The sequence below is a fragment of the Pseudomonas sp. SJZ078 genome (assembly GCF_007828255.1).
GTDB lineage: Bacteria > Pseudomonadota > Gammaproteobacteria > Pseudomonadales > Pseudomonadaceae > Aquipseudomonas.
In genome coordinates this window covers 25,168-40,115 of sequence record NZ_VIUG01000007.1, presented here as the reverse complement: position 1 = coordinate 40,115, position 14,948 = coordinate 25,168, and the positions used below count along the sequence as shown (strand labels likewise).

The 14,948-nt window shown below is 62.4% G+C and carries 19 protein-coding genes; 13 read left to right on the top strand and 6 right to left on the bottom strand.

What is annotated here, in order from left to right; translation table 11 throughout:
• Positions 1-18: 18 nt before the first annotated feature.
• Positions 19-1,023 (top strand): aspartate carbamoyltransferase catalytic subunit, encoded by a 1,005-nt coding sequence (locus FBY02_RS08935; RefSeq protein WP_003177495.1) that lies wholly within the window; start codon positions 19-21, stop codon positions 1,021-1,023.
• Positions 1,020-2,291, top strand: coding sequence for a dihydroorotase (locus FBY02_RS08930; RefSeq protein ID WP_144926195.1), 1,272 nt, complete (start codon positions 1,020-1,022; stop codon positions 2,289-2,291). Before FBY02_RS08935 ends, FBY02_RS08930 begins: the two co-directional genes overlap by 4 nt.
• A gap of 122 nt (positions 2,292-2,413) precedes the next feature.
• Here the strand turns inward: FBY02_RS08930 and FBY02_RS08925 are convergent, their stop codons facing one another.
• Entirely contained in the window at positions 2,414-2,842 is a 429-nt protein-coding gene (locus FBY02_RS08925; protein WP_144926192.1) for a TM2 domain-containing protein, read from the bottom strand.
• A gap of 250 nt (positions 2,843-3,092) precedes the next feature.
• Between FBY02_RS08925 and FBY02_RS08920 the strand changes: the two genes are divergently transcribed.
• The gene (locus tag FBY02_RS08920) at positions 3,093-3,704 is read left to right on the top strand and encodes a C40 family peptidase (protein WP_144926190.1); all 612 of its coding nucleotides are present in this window, start codon (positions 3,093-3,095) and stop codon (positions 3,702-3,704) included.
• 120 nt (positions 3,705-3,824) lie between these two features.
• On the opposite strand, the gene FBY02_RS08915 is transcribed toward FBY02_RS08920, so the two are convergent.
• Entirely contained in the window at positions 3,825-4,859 is a 1,035-nt protein-coding gene (locus tag FBY02_RS08915) for a type IV pilus twitching motility protein PilT (RefSeq protein WP_139640879.1), read from the bottom strand.
• Positions 4,860-4,914: 55 nt separating this feature from the next.
• Here FBY02_RS08915 and FBY02_RS08910 point away from each other — a divergent pair, with 55 nt between their 5' ends.
• The 9 genes from FBY02_RS08910 (at position 4,915) to FBY02_RS08870 (ending at position 11,563) form a co-directional block, all read left to right on the top strand.
• Positions 4,915-5,607, top strand: coding sequence for a YggS family pyridoxal phosphate-dependent enzyme (locus FBY02_RS08910; protein ID WP_144926187.1), 693 nt, complete (start codon positions 4,915-4,917; stop codon positions 5,605-5,607).
• 36 nt (positions 5,608-5,643) lie between these two features.
• Complete coding sequence (gene proC / locus FBY02_RS08905) at positions 5,644-6,462, top strand: pyrroline-5-carboxylate reductase (RefSeq protein WP_144926184.1); 819 nt, start codon at positions 5,644-5,646, stop codon at positions 6,460-6,462.
• A 10-nt stretch (positions 6,463-6,472) separates the two neighbouring features.
• Entirely contained in the window at positions 6,473-7,063 is a 591-nt protein-coding gene (locus tag FBY02_RS08900; RefSeq protein ID WP_041023978.1) for a YggT family protein, read from the top strand.
• A gap of 142 nt (positions 7,064-7,205) precedes the next feature.
• Positions 7,206-8,345 carry a homoserine O-acetyltransferase gene (locus tag FBY02_RS08895; RefSeq protein WP_144926182.1) on the top strand — a complete coding sequence of 380 codons (1,140 nt, stop codon included), beginning with the start codon at positions 7,206-7,208 and terminating at the stop codon, positions 8,343-8,345.
• A gap of 7 nt (positions 8,346-8,352) precedes the next feature.
• Positions 8,353-8,973, top strand: coding sequence for a methionine biosynthesis protein MetW (gene metW / locus FBY02_RS08890; protein WP_144926180.1), 621 nt, complete (start codon positions 8,353-8,355; stop codon positions 8,971-8,973).
• Between the two features lie 24 nt (positions 8,974-8,997).
• Entirely contained in the window at positions 8,998-9,432 is a 435-nt protein-coding gene (locus tag FBY02_RS08885; protein ID WP_144926177.1) for a DUF4426 domain-containing protein, read from the top strand.
• Positions 9,429-10,025: an RdgB/HAM1 family non-canonical purine NTP pyrophosphatase gene (gene rdgB / locus FBY02_RS08880; RefSeq protein WP_144926174.1), complete on the top strand. Its 597-nt coding sequence runs from the start codon at positions 9,429-9,431 to the stop codon at positions 10,023-10,025. The genes FBY02_RS08885 and rdgB overlap by 4 nt, the downstream gene beginning before the upstream one ends.
• Positions 10,022-11,221, top strand: a complete 1,200-nt coding sequence (gene hemW / locus FBY02_RS08875; RefSeq protein WP_144926171.1) for a radical SAM family heme chaperone HemW — start codon at positions 10,022-10,024, stop codon at positions 11,219-11,221. The genes rdgB and hemW overlap by 4 nt, the downstream gene beginning before the upstream one ends.
• 18 nt (positions 11,222-11,239) lie before the next feature.
• Positions 11,240-11,563 (top strand): DUF3392 domain-containing protein, encoded by a 324-nt coding sequence (locus tag FBY02_RS08870; protein WP_024778900.1) that lies wholly within the window; start codon positions 11,240-11,242, stop codon positions 11,561-11,563.
• Between the two features lie 145 nt (positions 11,564-11,708).
• Here the strand turns inward: FBY02_RS08870 and trmB are convergent, their stop codons facing one another.
• The 4 genes from trmB to FBY02_RS08850 all read right to left on the bottom strand — a co-directional run bounded on the left by trmB (position 11,709) and on the right by FBY02_RS08850 (position 14,113).
• Positions 11,709-12,434: a tRNA (guanosine(46)-N7)-methyltransferase TrmB gene (gene trmB / locus FBY02_RS08865; RefSeq protein WP_144926168.1), complete on the bottom strand. Its 726-nt coding sequence runs from the start codon at positions 12,432-12,434 to the stop codon at positions 11,709-11,711.
• Positions 12,435-12,443: 9 nt separating this feature from the next.
• Complete coding sequence (locus FBY02_RS08860; RefSeq protein ID WP_003177480.1) at positions 12,444-13,238, bottom strand: thiazole synthase; 795 nt, start codon at positions 13,236-13,238, stop codon at positions 12,444-12,446.
• A gap of 209 nt (positions 13,239-13,447) precedes the next feature.
• Positions 13,448-13,648, bottom strand: a complete 201-nt coding sequence (thiS, locus tag FBY02_RS08855; protein ID WP_024778903.1) for a sulfur carrier protein ThiS — start codon at positions 13,646-13,648, stop codon at positions 13,448-13,450.
• An 84-nt stretch (positions 13,649-13,732) separates the two neighbouring features.
• Complete coding sequence (locus FBY02_RS08850; RefSeq protein WP_144926165.1) at positions 13,733-14,113, bottom strand: DUF423 domain-containing protein; 381 nt, start codon at positions 14,111-14,113, stop codon at positions 13,733-13,735.
• A 73-nt stretch (positions 14,114-14,186) separates the two neighbouring features.
• Between FBY02_RS08850 and mtgA the strand changes: the two genes are divergently transcribed.
• A complete protein-coding gene (gene mtgA, locus FBY02_RS08845) occupies positions 14,187-14,909 on the top strand; it encodes a monofunctional biosynthetic peptidoglycan transglycosylase (RefSeq protein WP_144926162.1) in 723 nt (240 codons plus the stop codon).
• Positions 14,910-14,948 lie beyond the last annotated feature (39 nt).

Below are 14,948 nucleotides of genomic sequence, written 5' to 3'. Positions count from 1 at the left end.
TTGTAAGAGTCCATCGCGATGACGCCTCTCGAAACCAAGCGCCCGCTGCAGCTCAACGATCAGGGCCAGCTGCGGCACTTCCTGTCCCTCGACGGCCTGCGCCGCGAGCTGCTGACGGAAATCCTCGACACCGCCGACTCGTTCCTTGAAGTCGGCGCCCGGGCGGTGAAGAAAGTCCCGTTGCTGCGCGGCAAGACCGTGTGCAACGTGTTCTTCGAAAACTCCACCCGCACCCGCACCACCTTCGAACTGGCGGCCCAGCGGCTGTCGGCGGACGTGATCACCCTCAACGTGTCGACGTCCTCGGCGAGCAAGGGCGAAACCCTGCTGGATACCCTGCGCAACCTCGAAGCCATGGCGGCGGATATGTTCGTCGTGCGCCACGGCGACTCCGGCGCGGCACACTTCATTGCCGAACACGTCTGCCCGCAGGTGGCGATCATCAACGGCGGCGACGGCCGTCACGCCCACCCGACCCAGGGCATGCTGGACATGCTGACCATCCGCCGGCACAAGGGCAGCTTCGAGAACCTTTCGGTGGCGATTGTCGGCGACATCCTGCATTCGCGGGTCGCCCGCTCGAACATGCTCGCCCTCAAGACCCTCGGTTGCCCGGACATCCGCGTGATCGCGCCGAAAACCCTGCTGCCCATCGGCGTCGAGCAATACGGCGTGAAGGTCTACACCGACATGACCGAAGGCCTCAAGGATGTGGACGTGGTGATCATGCTGCGCCTGCAGCGTGAACGCATGACCGGCGGCCTGCTGCCCAGCGAAGGCGAGTTCTACCGCCTGTTCGGCCTCACCACCGCCCGTCTGGCCGGGGCCAAGCCGGATGCCATCGTCATGCACCCGGGGCCGATCAACCGCGGCGTGGAGATCGAGTCGGCGGTGGCCGACGGACCGCACTCGGTGATCCTCAACCAGGTGACCTACGGCATCGCCATCCGCATGGCCGTGCTGTCCATGGCCATGAGCGGGCAAACGGCCCAGCGCCAATTCGACCAGGAGAACGCCCAGTGAAGCTCAGCATTCTCGGCGCACGCGTGATCGATCCAGCCAGCGGCCTGGATCAAGTGACTGACATTCATATCGATGCCTGCAAAATCGTTGCCCTGGGTGCCGCCCCGGCCGGTTTCGTGGCGGTCGAGACCCTCGACGCCCAAGGCCTGGTGGCCGCCCCCGGCCTGGTCGACCTGAACGTCGCCCTGCGCGAGCCCGGCTACAGCCGCAAGGGCAGCATCGTCAGCGAAACCCGGGCCGCCGCCGCCGGTGGCGTGACCAGCCTGTGCTGCCCGCCACAGACCAAACCGGTGCTGGACACCTCGGCCGTGGCCGAACTGATCCTCGACCGCGCCCGCGAAGCCGGCAATACCAAGGTCTTTCCGATTGGTGCGTTAAGCAAAGGCCTCGACGGTGAACAACTGGCGGAGCTGATTGCGTTGCGCGATGCCGGCTGCGTGGCGTTTGGCAACGGTCTGAACAGTTTTCGTAACACCCGCACCCTGTGCCGCGCCTTGGAATACGCAGCCACTTTCGGTCTGACCGTGATATTCAACTCCCAGGATCACGACCTGGCCGAAGGCGGCCTCGCCCATGAAGGTCCGACCGCCAGCTTCCTCGGCCTACCGGGCATACCGGAGACCGCCGAGACCGTGGCCCTGGCCCGTGACCTGTTGCTGGTGGAGCAAAGCGGTGTGCGTGCGCACTTCAGCCAGCTGACCAGTGCCCGCGGCGCGGCGCTGATTGCCCAGGCCCAGGCCCGCGGCTTGCCGGTGACCGCCGATGTGGCGCTGTATCAACTGATCCTGACCGACGAAGCCCTGATCGATTTCAACAGCGTCTACCACGTCCAGCCACCGCTGCGCACCCGCGCCGACCGGGATGGCTTGCGCGAGGCGGTGAAGTCCGGGGTGATCTCGGCCATCTCCAGCCATCATCAACCCCACGAGCGCGATGCCAAACTGGCACCTTTTGGCGCGACCGAACCGGGCATCAGCAGCGTCGAACTGCTGCTGCCGCTGGCAATGACCCTGGTGGAAGACGGCCTGCTCGACCTGCCGACGCTGCTGGCGCGCCTCAGCGCCGGCCCAGCCCAGGCGCTGCAACTGCCGGCCGGTAAACTGGCGGTGGGTGCGGCAGCGGACCTGGTGCTGTTTGACCCGGCAGCCTCCACCGTGGCCGGGGAAGCCTGGCGCTCCAAAGGCGACAACTGCCCGTTCCTGGGCCACAGCTTGCCGAGTGTGGTGCGCTATACCTTGATGGATGGGCGGGTTACTCACCAGGCCTGACACTGCGTTGCGCCCATCGCGGGCAGACTCGCTCCCACATTGGATTTCAGGTACTCACACAATCTGTGCGTGCTGAAGATCCCTGTGGGAGCGAGCCTGCTCGCGATGGGAGCAACCCGGTCTTACCGAAACGCCCCACGCTTCTGCGCATTGCGAATCGAAACCTGGTCGTTCAGCGTCCAGAAGTCATACAGCACCCCCAGGAAGAACACCCCGCCGGTCAGCAGGTAAATGATCCCGCTGAGCCATTTGCCCTGATACATCCGGTGCACGCCGAACACCCCGAGAAACGTCAACAGGATCCACGCCACGGTGTATTCGATGGGGCCTGGGGTGAAGCGCAGGTCCGCTTCGCGGTCCATGGCAGGGATCAGGAACAGGTCGATCAACCAGCCGATGCCCAACAGGCCGAAGGTGAAGAACCAGATCGTGCCGGTGACCGGCTTGCCATAGTAGAAACGATGCGCCCCGGTGAAACCGAAAATCCACAGCAGATACCCGATGATTTTGCTGTGGGTATCGTGTGGGGCGTCCAGCTGATAGCTGTTCATGAATGACCTCTTTTGCCTCGATAGTTAAATTTGTTCGGACCTTTTGTGACTTTTGTGTGTCTTGCCGACAAGCGGCATGCGACACCCTGAACTCGGTAAAGCCCCCGTAAACCGGGGCCTGTGTCGGACAATCGGGCCAAAGTGTCGCAATTTAAGGGGTGGGGCGAAGGATTTCGAATCGACAAACGGACTCGGAATCAGCAAAAAAGCTGTTATAAAGTTGCGCGCTAACCTTCAAGAGCCCTGCCTAATGCGTCCATTTTTCAAGACATGGCTAACCATTTGCCTATTATTGCCCCTGGCCGCCCACGCCACCAATCGTGAGCAACGTCTTCCCAACGTCAACGGCTACACCCCGAAATCCCATGTTTCTGCTCCTTCGAGCAAGAACAAGCCAAGCGTCCAGTACACGACCACTGGCAGCAGCAAGCTGGTGCCCCCCATGGCGACCAAAGCGAGCAGCAACGTATTGAGCCGTGCCGTGAATGTACTGGGCACACCTTATCGTTGGGGCGGAAGCAGTCCAAGTAAAGGCTTCGATTGCAGTGGTCTGGTGAAATACGCTTTCAACGACAGCACTTTCGACCTGCCACGCACTTCAAATGCCATGGCAGCCGGTCACGGTGAGAAAGTCGAGCGCAAGGACCTCAAGCCCGGCGACCTGATTTTCTTCAAGCTCAAGAGCCGCCGGGTCAACCACGTGGCCATCTACCTGGGCAACGACCGTTTCATCCATGCGCCACGTCGCGGCAAGTCGGTGACTATCGACACTCTGAACAAGCCGTACTGGGACACCCACTACGTGGTTGCCAAGCGGGTGTTGCCGAAAGAGCCGGGTGGGATGCGGGTCGTCCAGCGCTGATGATCGTTCCCACGCTCTGCGTGGGAATGCCTCAGCGGACGCTCTGCGTTCGGCTCTCAGGGACGCGGAGCGTCCCCGGCTGCGTTCCCACGCAGAGCGTGGGAACGATCGGAAAACCCCTCAGAAATTATCCGGCGTACGCGCCCGCTCCCGTGCATGTTCACGGCTGATCAAGCCTTTGGTCACCAGATCCTTCAAGCACATGTCCAGCGTCTGCATCCCCAGCGAGCCTCCGGTCTGGATCGCCGAGTACATCTGCGCCACCTTGTCTTCACGGATCAGGTTACGAATCGCCGATGTACCCAGCATGATTTCGTGAGCGGCGACCCGGCCGCCGCCGATCTTCTTGATCAACGTCTGGGAAATCACCGCCTGCAATGATTCCGACAACATCGAGCGCACCATGGACTTCTCGTCTCCCGGGAACACGTCCACCACCCGGTCGATGGTCTTGGCCGCCGAGGTGGTGTGCAGGGTGCCGAAGACCAGGTGCCCGGTTTCGGCGGCGGTCAGCGCCAGGCGGATGGTTTCCAGGTCACGCATCTCCCCCACCAGAATCACGTCCGGATCCTCCCGAAGGGCCGAACGCAAGGCCGTGGAAAAACCCTGGGTGTCGCGGTGCACTTCGCGCTGGTTGATCAGGCATTTGCGCGGTTCGTGGACAAACTCGATGGGGTCCTCGATGGTAAGGATGTGATGGTGCTTATGGGTGTTGAGGTAGTCGATCATCGCCGCCAGGGTGGTGGACTTGCCTGAGCCGGTCGGCCCAGTCACCAGCACCAACCCGCGGGGGGCCTCGGTCACTTTGCGAAACACCTCACCCATGCCCAGCTCTTCCATGGTCAGGACTTTCGACGGAATGGTCCGGAACACCGCCCCCGCGCCGCGATTCTGATTGAACGCGTTGACCCGGAACCGTGCTACCCCAGGTACATCGAAGGAAAAATCGGTTTCCAGAAACTTTTCGTAATCTACCCGTTGCCGGTCATTCATGATGTCGTAGATCAATTCATGAACCTGCTTGTGGTCCAGTGCTGGCAGGTTGATCCGCCGCACATCGCCATCAACCCGGATCATCGGCGGCAGCCCGGCGGACAGGTGCAGGTCCGACGCCCCCTGTTTGGCGCTGAACGCCAGCAGTTCAGTGATATCCATAGCGCTCCTCAATTCCAGTAGAATGCCGCGAACCTCAGACCGCTGGCGCTTCTTTATGTCCACGATAGCAGACAACATCGCTCAGGTTAGATCGCGCATCCGCGCTGCGGAGCAAGCCGCCCACCGCGCCGTAGACAGCGTGCAACTGCTGGCAGTGAGCAAGACCAAGCCCGCCCAGGCCCTGCGTGAAGCCTATGCCGCGGGCCTGCGGGACTTCGGTGAGAACTACCTGCAGGAAGCGCTGGGCAAGCAGGCCGAACTGACCGACCTGCCCTTGATCTGGCACTTCATCGGCCCCATTCAATCGAACAAGACCCGCGCTATCGCTGAACATTTCGACTGGGTGCACTCCGTGGACCGTTTGAAAATTGCCCAACGCCTGTCCGAACAGCGTCCGGACGGCTTGCTGCCGCTGAACATCTGCATTCAAGTCAACGTCAGTGGGGAAGCCAGCAAATCCGGTTGTACCCCGGAAGATCTGCCGGCCCTGGCCGAGGCAATCGGCGCGTTGCCACGCCTGACGCTACGCGGACTCATGGCAATCCCCGAGCCGACCGAAGAACGCGCCGCTCAGGACGCAGCCTTCGCAGCCGTCCAACGCTTGCAAGCCAGCCTGGCCCTGCCGCTGGATACCCTGTCCATGGGCATGAGCCACGACCTCGAATCCGCCATTGCCCAGGGGGCCACCTGGGTCAGGATCGGTACCGCCCTGTTTGGTGCTCGCGACTACAGCGGGAACCAGCCGTAAGCCATGCCGACTCAACTCTTCAATCAAGGACCTGTCATGAGCAACACGCGTATTGCCTTTATCGGCGCCGGCAACATGGCCGCCAGCCTGATCGGTGGCCTGCGGGCCAAGGGTCTGGACGCTGCGCAGATCCGCGCCAGCGATCCGGGGGTCGATACCCGTACCCGGGTGAGCGGCGAGCACGGCATCGAAACCTTTGCCGACAACGCACAAGCCATCGATGGCGCCGACGTCGTCGTGCTGGCGGTCAAGCCGCAAGCGATGAAAGCCGTGTGCGAAGCCCTTCGCCCAAGCCTCAAGCCCCATCAACTGGTGGTGTCGATTGCCGCTGGCATCACCTGCGCCAGCATGAACAAGTGGCTCGGCGAGCAGCCCATCGTGCGTTGCATGCCCAACACCCCGGCGCTGTTACGCCAGGGCGTCAGCGGCCTGTTCGCCACCCAACAGGTCAGCGCCGGACAACGCCAGCAGGCTGAGGAGCTGCTGTCGGCCGTCGGCCTGGCGCTGTGGTTGGAGACCGAGCAGCAACTGGACGCGGTCACCGCCGTTTCCGGTTCAGGCCCGGCGTACTTTTTTCTGCTGATCGAAGCCATGACCGCCGCCGGCGAAAAACTGGGCCTGCCCCGCGAGATTGCCGCGAAGCTGACCTTGCAGACCGCCCTAGGCGCTGCCCACATGGCCACCTCCAGCGACGTCGATGCGGCTGAGTTGCGCCGCCGCGTGACCTCGCCGGCCGGCACCACCGAAGCGGCCATCAAATCGTTCCAGGCCGGGGGTTTCGAAGCCCTGGTGGAAAAAGCACTCGGCGCCGCCGCGCACCGCTCGGCCGAAATGGCCGAACAACTGGGCCAATAAGGAGCCATTCATGATTGGATTGAACACCGCTGCGGTCTACGTGCTGCAAACCCTTGGCAGCCTGTACCTGCTGATCGTGCTGATGCGTTTCGTGCTACAACTGGTGCGCGCCAACTTCTACAACCCGCTGTGCCAGTTCGTCGTCAAGGCCACCCAGCCGCTGCTCAAGCCCCTGCGCCGGATCATCCCGAGCCTGTTCGGCCTGGACATGTCGTCGCTGGTACTGGCGATCCTCGTGCAAATGGCCCTGATGGCCCTGACCCTGCTGCTGACCTACGGCACCACCGGCAACCCGCTGCAACTGCTGATCTGGTCGATCATCGGCGTGACCGCGCTGTTCCTGAAGATTTTCTTCTTCGCCCTGATCATCAGTGTGATTCTGTCCTGGGTCGCCCCGGGCAGCCACAATCCGGGCGCCGAACTGGTGAACCAGATCTGCGAACCGGCCCTGGCTCCGTTCCGTCGCATCGTGCCGAACCTCGGCGGCCTGGATATCTCGCCGATCCTGGCGTTCATGGTGCTCAAGCTGCTCGACATGCTGGTGATCAACAACCTGGCGGCCATGACCATGATGCCGGATATCCTGCGCGTCCTGATCTGACGAGGCGTACATACCTTGTGGCGAGGGGATAAATCCCCTCGCCACAGATAAATACCCTTGCAAGAAATCCCCCCGCGCCTTTGCTTGCCGCTAACCCCAGCGGTCTTTAGACTTACGCCTCATTTCAACGAGAGCAGGGTCGATGCCAGCTGCCTTTCCCCCCGATTCCGTTGGTCTGGTGACGCCGCAAATGGCGCATTTCAGCGAGCCCCTGGCCCTGGCCTGCGGTCGTTCGTTGCCAGCCTATGACCTGATCTACGAAACCTATGGCACGCTCAACGCCACGGCGAGCAATGCCGTGCTCATCTGCCACGCCTTGTCGGGGCATCACCATGCCGCCGGCTACCACAGCATCGACGACCGCAAGCCCGGCTGGTGGGACAGTTGCATTGGCCCCGGCAAGCCGATCGACACCAACCGGTTCTTCGTGGTCAGCCTGAACAACCTCGGCGGCTGCAACGGCTCCACCGGCCCCAGCAGCCTCAACCCGGATACCGGCAAGCCCTTCGGCGCCGATTTCCCGGTGCTGACCGTGGAAGACTGGGTCCACAGCCAGGCCCGCCTGGCCGACCGTCTCGGGATCGCCCAGTGGGCCGCCGTGATCGGCGGCAGCCTGGGGGGCATGCAGGCCCTGCAATGGACCATCACCTACCCGGACCGCGTGCGCCACTGCCTGGCAATCGCCTCGGCCCCCAAGCTGTCGGCGCAGAACATCGCCTTCAACGAAGTGGCGCGCCAGGCGATCCTCACCGACCCGGAATTCCACGGTGGTTCGTTCCAGGAGCACGGCGTGATCCCTAAGCGCGGGCTGATGCTGGCGCGGATGGTCGGGCATATCACCTACCTGTCCGACGACTCCATGGGCGAGAAATTCGGCCGTGGCCTCAAGAGCGAAAAGCTCAACTATGACTTCCACAGCGTCGAGTTCCAGGTGGAAAGCTACCTGCGTTACCAGGGCGAGGAGTTCTCCGGGCGCTTCGACGCCAACACCTACCTGCTGATGACCAAGGCCCTGGACTATTTCGATCCGGCGGCAAGCTTCGACGATGACCTGGCGAAAACCTTCGCTGGCGCCACCGCCAAGTTCTGCGTGATGTCGTTCACCACCGACTGGCGCTTCTCCCCGGCGCGCTCGCGGGAGCTGGTGGACGCGCTGATGGCCGCGCGCAAGGACGTCTGCTACCTGGAAATCGACGCGCCCCAGGGCCACGACGCCTTTCTGATTCCGATCCCGCGCTACCTGCAGGCGTTCGGCAACTACATGAACCGTATTACGCTGTGAGGACGCCATGAGAGCCGATCTGGACATCATCCAGGAATGGATCCCCGCCGGCAGCCGCGTGCTCGACCTGGGCTGCGGCAACGGCGAACTGCTGACCTGGCTGCGGGACCACAAGCAAGTCACCGGCTACGGCCTGGAAAACGACCCGGACAACATCGCCGAGTGCGTCGCCAAGGGCATCAACGTCATCGAACAGGACCTGGACAAGGGCTTGGGCAACTTCGCCAGCAACAGCTTCGACATCGTGGTCATGACCCAGGCCCTGCAAGCGGTGCACTACCCTGACAGGATCCTCGACGAAATGCTCCGGGTCGGGCGCCAGTGCATCATTACCTTCCCCAACTTCGGGCACTGGCGCTGCCGCTGGTACCTGGCGAGCAAAGGTCGCATGCCGGTATCGGAGTTCCTGCCCTACACCTGGTACAACACACCGAACATCCACTTCTGCACCTTCGCGGACTTCGAAGCGTTGTGCCGCGAACGCCAGGCCAAGGTCATCGATCGCCTGGCGGTGGACCAGCAGCACCGCCACGGGTGGGCCAGCAAGCTATGGCCTAATCTGTTAGGTGAGATAGGCATTTATCGGGTCAGCAGCCCAGCTCTCGCTGACCACCAGGTCGCGGTGTAATCCCTGCCTAATCAGGAGCACGACATGAAACGTCTAGCGTTGTTTCTCATTACCGCCTGCCTGAGCATCGGCGTCATGGCAGCCGATGCCATCAGGCCGGACCGCAAGGAAGTGTTCGGTGACGTCACGGTGCACTACAACACATTCAACTCGACCTTCCTGACGCCGGATATCGCCAAGGCTGCCGAGCTGATCCGCAGCAAGAACCAGGGCATCATCAACATCTCGGTGCTCAAGAGTGGCAAGCCTTTGTCGGCCCAGGTCAGCGGCTCGGTCAAAGACCTCACCAGCAGCAGCGTCCCGCTGAAGTTCAAGCAGGTGACCGAGCAAGGTGCGATCTATTACATCGCCCAGTATCCGGTGAACCAGCGGGAAGTCCGCACCTTCGAGATCAAGGTGCAGACCGGCGACAAGATCAATACCTTCAATTTCAACCAGGAACTGTTCCCCGGCGAATGATGAACCTCACCCAACTCGTACTCGCCAGCCATAACGCCGGCAAACTCAAGGAACTCCAGGCCATGCTCGGCGGGTCGGTGCAGTTGCGCTCGATTGGCGAATTCAGCCAGGTGGAACCGGAAGAAACCGGCCTGTCGTTCGTCGAGAACGCGATCCTCAAGGCCCGCAACGCCGCACGCATCTCCGGCCTGCCGGCGCTGGCGGACGACTCGGGACTGGCGGTGGATTTCCTCGGCGGCGCTCCGGGTATCTACTCGGCTCGTTATGCCGACGGCAAGGGTGACGCGGCGAACAACGCCAAGCTGCTCGACGCCCTCAAGGACGTGCCCGAAGCCGAGCGCCGCGCGCAGTTTGTCTGTGTGCTGGCCTTGGTGCGCCACGCCGACGATCCACTGCCGATCCTCTGTGAAGGCCTGTGGCATGGGCGTATTCTCACCGAGGCCAGCGGCGAGCACGGCTTCGGCTACGACCCGCTGTTCTGGGTGCCGGAGCGCAACTGTTCCAGCGCCGAGCTGGGCCCGGTGGAAAAGAACCAACTGAGCCACCGCGCCCGCGCCATGGCCCTGCTGCGTCAGCGCCTGGGCCTGCAATGAACAATGACTCTCCCGCGCCGCTGATTCATGGCGGCGCACACACGCCTCGGGCACCGCTGCCAGTGTTGCCGCCCCTGGCGTTGTATGTCCACATTCCGTGGTGCGTACGCAAATGCCCGTATTGCGACTTCAACTCCCACACCGCCAGCCCTCAGTTGCCAGAAGAAGAGTACGTCGACGCCTTGCTGGCCGATCTCGACCAGGATCTGCACAGCGTATATGGTCGTAAACTGAGTTCGATTTTCTTCGGCGGCGGTACCCCCAGCCTGTTCAGTGCCCAGGCCTTGGGCCGGCTGCTCCAGGGCGTCGAGGCGCGGATAGCCTTCGCAGACGACATCGAAATCACCCTGGAAGCCAACCCGGGTACCTTCGAGCAAGAGAAATTCGTGGCTTACCGGGCCTTGGGCATCAATCGCCTGTCCATTGGTATCCAGAGCTTCCAGCAGGCCAAGCTCCAAGCCCTGGGCCGGATCCATAACGGTGACGAAGCGGTGCGCGCCGCCGGCATGGCGCGCCAGGCCGGGTTCGATAATTTCAACCTGGACCTGATGCATGGCCTGCCTGACCAGTCCCTTGAGGACGCCTTGAGCGACCTGCGCCAGGCCATCGCCTTGAAGCCGACCCATCTCTCCTGGTATCAGCTGACGCTGGAGCCCAACACGGTGTTCTGGAACCAGCCGCCAACGTTGCCGGAAGACGATACGTTGTGGGACATCCAGGAAGCCGGACAAGCGCTGCTGGCCGAACATGGTTACGCCCAATACGAAGTATCGGCCTACGCCCAACCGGGTCGAGCGGCGCAGCATAACCTCAATTACTGGAGCTTCGGCGACTTCATCGGCATCGGTGCCGGTGCCCATGGCAAGCTCAGCCATCCAGACGGGCGCATCGTGCGCACCTGGAAGACCCGCCTGCCCAAGGACTACCTCAACCCGGCCAAGCGCTTCCTGGCCGGCGAGAAAACCCTGGCCAACGACGAACTGCCCTTCGAATTCCTGATGAACGCCCTGCGCCTGACCGACGGGGTGCAAGCGCGGCTATACCCGGAACGCACCGGCCTGCCCCTGCAAAGCCTGGCCGAAGGTCGCCGCGAAGCCGAACAAAGCGGGTTGTTGCAGGTCGAACCGTCACGTCTGGCGGCCACCGAGCGCGGCCAGCTGTTTCTCAATGACTTGCTGCAGAAATTTCTGAGCTGATCAACACAAGGAAATCGAATGGATCTGGTACTCGACCTGCTCGCCACCGTGTCCCGCTGGAGCCGCAGTAACCTGTCAGAAATCTCCCTGGCACTGGTCGGCTGCCTGCTGGTGCTGTTCGGCGCAGACATCAAGGCCTGGGTCGAACAACGCCTGGGCAGTATCGCCGGCGCGTTGCGCGTCCCGCTGATCGCCTTGCTGTGCATGATCGGCAGCGGCGCGGCGCTGATCTACGCCACGCCCTGGGTGGTGCGCGGGCTGAGCCAGTTCAACAATTACAGCCTGGCACCGGTGCTGTTGGTGGTGTTGGTGTTGATTGGCGTGGTGGCGGATCGGCGCTGACCTTCGCAGCGCCCTGAAACAACTGTGGGAGCGAGCCTGCTCGCGATGAGGCCTTAACATCCAACATCAATGTTGACTGTCAGGCCGTCATCGCGAGCAGGCTCGCTCCCACAGGGGATCCCATTTCAACAGGATCTACTGGTACTTACGCCAACTTCTCGAACTTCAAATCCCAAACCCCATGCCCCAGCCGTTCGCCACGGCGCTCGAACTTGGTGATCGGCCGTTCGGCCGGGCGTGGTACGTATTTGCTGTCTTCGGCGAGGTTGCGATAGCCAGGGGCGACGTTCATCACTTCCAGCATGTATTCGGCATAGGGCTCCCAATCGGTGGCCATATGCAGCACACCGCCGACCTTCAACTTGCTGCGCACCAGCTCGGCGAACGAAGCCTGGACGATACGGCGCTTGTGATGACGACTCTTGTGCCATGGGTCCGGGAAGAACAGCATCAGCCGGTCCAGGCTGTTGTCGGCCACGCATCGGTTGAGCACTTCGATGGCGTCGCAATCGTAGACCCGCAGGTTGGTCAGCCCTTGGGTCAGGACGCCATTGAGCAACGCGCCGACGCCGGGACGGTGCACTTCCACGCCGATGAAATCCTGCTCCGGCGCAGCCGCGGCCATTTCCAGCAGCGAATGACCCATGCCGAAACCGATTTCCAGAGAGCGCGGGGCCGAGCGGCCAAATACCTGGTCGAAGTCCACCGGCGCATCGGCCAAGGGCAGGACGAACAGAGGGGCGCCCTGCTCCAGGCCGCGCTGCTGGCCTTCGGTCATGCGCCCGGCGCGCATCACGAAACTCTTGATGCGGCGATGCTGGCGCTCTTCGCCTTCGTCCGGCTGGACAGGCGTGTCGTTCGATTCAATCATCAATGGCTCTTACTTGATCAGACCATCCAGCGGCGAGGAGGCGCTGGCGTAAAGTTTTTTCGGCATGCGCCCGGCGAGGTAGGCCAGGCGCCCGGCGACAATGGCGTGTTTCATCGCTTCGGCCATCAGGATCGGCTGCTGGGCGTGGGCGATGGCGGAGTTCATCAGCACCGCTTCGCAGCCCAGCTCCATGGCAATGGTGGCGTCGGAGGCGGTACCGACGCCGGCATCCACCAGTACCGGGATTTTGGCTTCTTCAAGAATGATCTGTAGGTTGTACGGGTTACAGATCCCCAGGCCCGTACCGATCAGGCCGGCCAGCGGCATGACCGCGATGCAGCCGATTTCCGCCAGTTGCCGGGCGATGATCGGATCGTCGCTGGTATATACCATGACGTCGAAACCTTCCTTGACCAGGGTTTCAGCGGCCTTGAGGGTTTCGATCACGTTGGGAAACAGGGTTTTCTGGTCCGCCAGCACTTCCAGCTTCACCAGGTTGTGGCCATCGAGCAGCTCACGGGCCAGGCGACAGGTGCGCACGGCCTCGATGGCGTCGAAGCAACCGGCGGTATTCGGCAGGATGGTGTAGCGATCCGGCGGCAGGATATCCAGCAGGTTCGGTTCGCCCGGGTTCTGGCCGATGTTGGTCCGGCGCACCGCGACGGTGACGATCTCGGCGCCCGAAGCCTCGATGGCCAGGCGGGTTTCTTCCATGTCGCGGTACTTGCCGGTACCTACCAGCAAGCGCGACTGGTAGGTACGACCGGCCAGGACGAAGGGCTTGTCGCTACGAACGATGCTCATGGGAAATCCTCTGTTGGGGTGAGGTTCTTGCGAAATGCTGCGAAACCGTTAGTGGCCTGTGTGGCTAATTCGTGCACTCAACTTCGGCGCCAGAACTTGCCAGGCTGCGTTGCCACTCCTCGCCGTAGCGGGGCTACGACTCGTCATGGCGCCTTGCCTGACAAGCCCTGACACTCGAGTTTGAGTACTCGAATTAACCGTACAGGCCACTAGCCGCCGCCGATGGCGTGCACGACTTCAACCTGGTCACCCTCATTGAGGGCGGTATCGGCATGCTGGCTGCGCGGGACGATATCCAGATTGAGTTCCACCGCGACGCGACGCCCGGTGAGATCCAGACGGGTCAGCAGGGCCGCAACGGTTTCACCGTCGGGCAATTCAAAGGGTTCGCCGTTCAACTGAATGCGCATGCCGGATGCCGCCATCATTTTTAGGGGCTGGCATTCTAGCCCGATCAGCCTGGGTGACCCAAGTCCCTTGGTCAGCTACAAGCTTCAAGCGGCAAGTTGCAGGCGCCAGGCGGCGAGGCCCAGGCAGAGCCAGCCGATCAGGAACGCTACGCCACCGAACGGGGTGATGATGCCAAGCTTGCTGATACCCGTGAGGGTCAACAGGTAGAGGCTGCCGGAGAACAACAGGATGCCGAGCACAAACGAAATCCCGGCCCAGGTGACGATGCGGCCGGGGATGTGCGTGGCCAGCAGCGCAACGCCGAGCAAGGCCAGGGTGTGCACCAGTTGGTAGGTGACACCGGTGTGGAAAATCGCCAGGTAATCGGCGCTCAGGCGGTTTTTCAGGCCGTGAGCGGCAAAGGCTCCGAGTGCCACGCCGGTGAAGCCGAAAAAGGCAGCCAGCATCAGAAAGCTACGCAGCATGAGAACTCCAGTCAGACTCGGTGGACAGGGTCTGTATAATGGCCCGCTCGACGGGTTCGGCCAAGCCATCTCTATGCTGCGTACATTGTTTCGACGATTCCTCAAAGCCCTGCTCTGGTTCGCCGTCGGCAGCGTTGTCCTAGTGCTGCTATTGCGTGTGGTGCCGCCGCCATTCACGGCGCTGATGATTGAGCGCAAGGTTGAATCCTGGGTCGACGGCGAACCGATCGACCTGCAACGCACCTGGCAACCCTGGGATCGGATCTCCGATAGCCTCAAGGTTGCGGTGATTGCTGGCGAAGACCAGAAATTCCCCGAGCACTGGGGCTTCGACATCGGCGCGATCCAGGCCGCATTCGCCCATAACGGCCGCGGCGGTTCGATTCGCGGCGCCAGCACCCTCAGCCAGCAAGTCTCGAAGAATCTGTTCCTGTGGTCGGGCCGCAGCTGGCTGCGCAAGGGCTTCGAAGCCTGGTTCACCGCGCTGATCGAAGTGCTTTGGCCCAAGCAACGGATTCTTGAGGTGTACCTCAACAGTGTGGAATGGGATAACGGCGTGTTCGGCGCCGAAGCCGCAGCACGACACCACTTCCGCGTGGGCGCCGACGCCTTGTCCCGCCAGCAGGCAAGCCTGCTGGCGGCGGTACTGCCCAACCCGAGGAAATGGAGCGCCAGCCGGCCAAGCCCGTACGTACTGCGCCGGGCAAGCTGGATACGCCAGCAGATGAATCAATTGGGGGGCGACAGTTATCTGCTGGGACTCAATGACTCGCGGCGGGCGCCCTGGGCCCAGTAATACCCCCTGTGGGAGCCTACTCGCGATAGCGGTGTATCA

Excerpts from the sequence above, each read along its gene's own strand:
- FBY02_RS08935 (WP_003177495.1), top strand. The coding sequence starts at position 19 with ATGACGCCTCTCGAAACCAAGCGCCCGCTGCAGCTCAACGATCAGGGC.
- FBY02_RS08925 (WP_144926192.1), bottom strand. The coding sequence starts at position 2,842 with ATGAACAGCTATCAGCTGGACGCCCCACACGATACCCACAGCAAAATC.
- FBY02_RS08920 (WP_144926190.1), top strand. The coding sequence starts at position 3,093 with ATGCGTCCATTTTTCAAGACATGGCTAACCATTTGCCTATTATTGCCC.
- FBY02_RS08915 (WP_139640879.1), bottom strand. The coding sequence starts at position 4,859 with ATGGATATCACTGAACTGCTGGCGTTCAGCGCCAAACAGGGGGCGTCG.
- FBY02_RS08910 (WP_144926187.1), top strand. The coding sequence starts at position 4,915 with ATGTCCACGATAGCAGACAACATCGCTCAGGTTAGATCGCGCATCCGC.
- proC (WP_144926184.1), top strand. The coding sequence starts at position 5,644 with ATGAGCAACACGCGTATTGCCTTTATCGGCGCCGGCAACATGGCCGCC.
- FBY02_RS08900 (WP_041023978.1), top strand. The coding sequence starts at position 6,473 with ATGATTGGATTGAACACCGCTGCGGTCTACGTGCTGCAAACCCTTGGC.
- FBY02_RS08895 (WP_144926182.1), top strand. The coding sequence starts at position 7,206 with ATGCCAGCTGCCTTTCCCCCCGATTCCGTTGGTCTGGTGACGCCGCAA.
- metW (WP_144926180.1), top strand. The coding sequence starts at position 8,353 with ATGAGAGCCGATCTGGACATCATCCAGGAATGGATCCCCGCCGGCAGC.
- FBY02_RS08885 (WP_144926177.1), top strand. The coding sequence starts at position 8,998 with ATGAAACGTCTAGCGTTGTTTCTCATTACCGCCTGCCTGAGCATCGGC.
- rdgB (WP_144926174.1), top strand. The coding sequence starts at position 9,429 with ATGATGAACCTCACCCAACTCGTACTCGCCAGCCATAACGCCGGCAAA.
- hemW (WP_144926171.1), top strand. The coding sequence starts at position 10,022 with ATGAACAATGACTCTCCCGCGCCGCTGATTCATGGCGGCGCACACACG.
- FBY02_RS08870 (WP_024778900.1), top strand. The coding sequence starts at position 11,240 with ATGGATCTGGTACTCGACCTGCTCGCCACCGTGTCCCGCTGGAGCCGC.
- trmB (WP_144926168.1), bottom strand. The coding sequence starts at position 12,434 with ATGATTGAATCGAACGACACGCCTGTCCAGCCGGACGAAGGCGAAGAG.
- FBY02_RS08860 (WP_003177480.1), bottom strand. The coding sequence starts at position 13,238 with ATGAGCATCGTTCGTAGCGACAAGCCCTTCGTCCTGGCCGGTCGTACC.
- thiS (WP_024778903.1), bottom strand. The coding sequence starts at position 13,648 with ATGCGCATTCAGTTGAACGGCGAACCCTTTGAATTGCCCGACGGTGAA.
- FBY02_RS08850 (WP_144926165.1), bottom strand. The coding sequence starts at position 14,113 with ATGCTGCGTAGCTTTCTGATGCTGGCTGCCTTTTTCGGCTTCACCGGC.
- mtgA (WP_144926162.1), top strand. The coding sequence starts at position 14,187 with ATGCTGCGTACATTGTTTCGACGATTCCTCAAAGCCCTGCTCTGGTTC.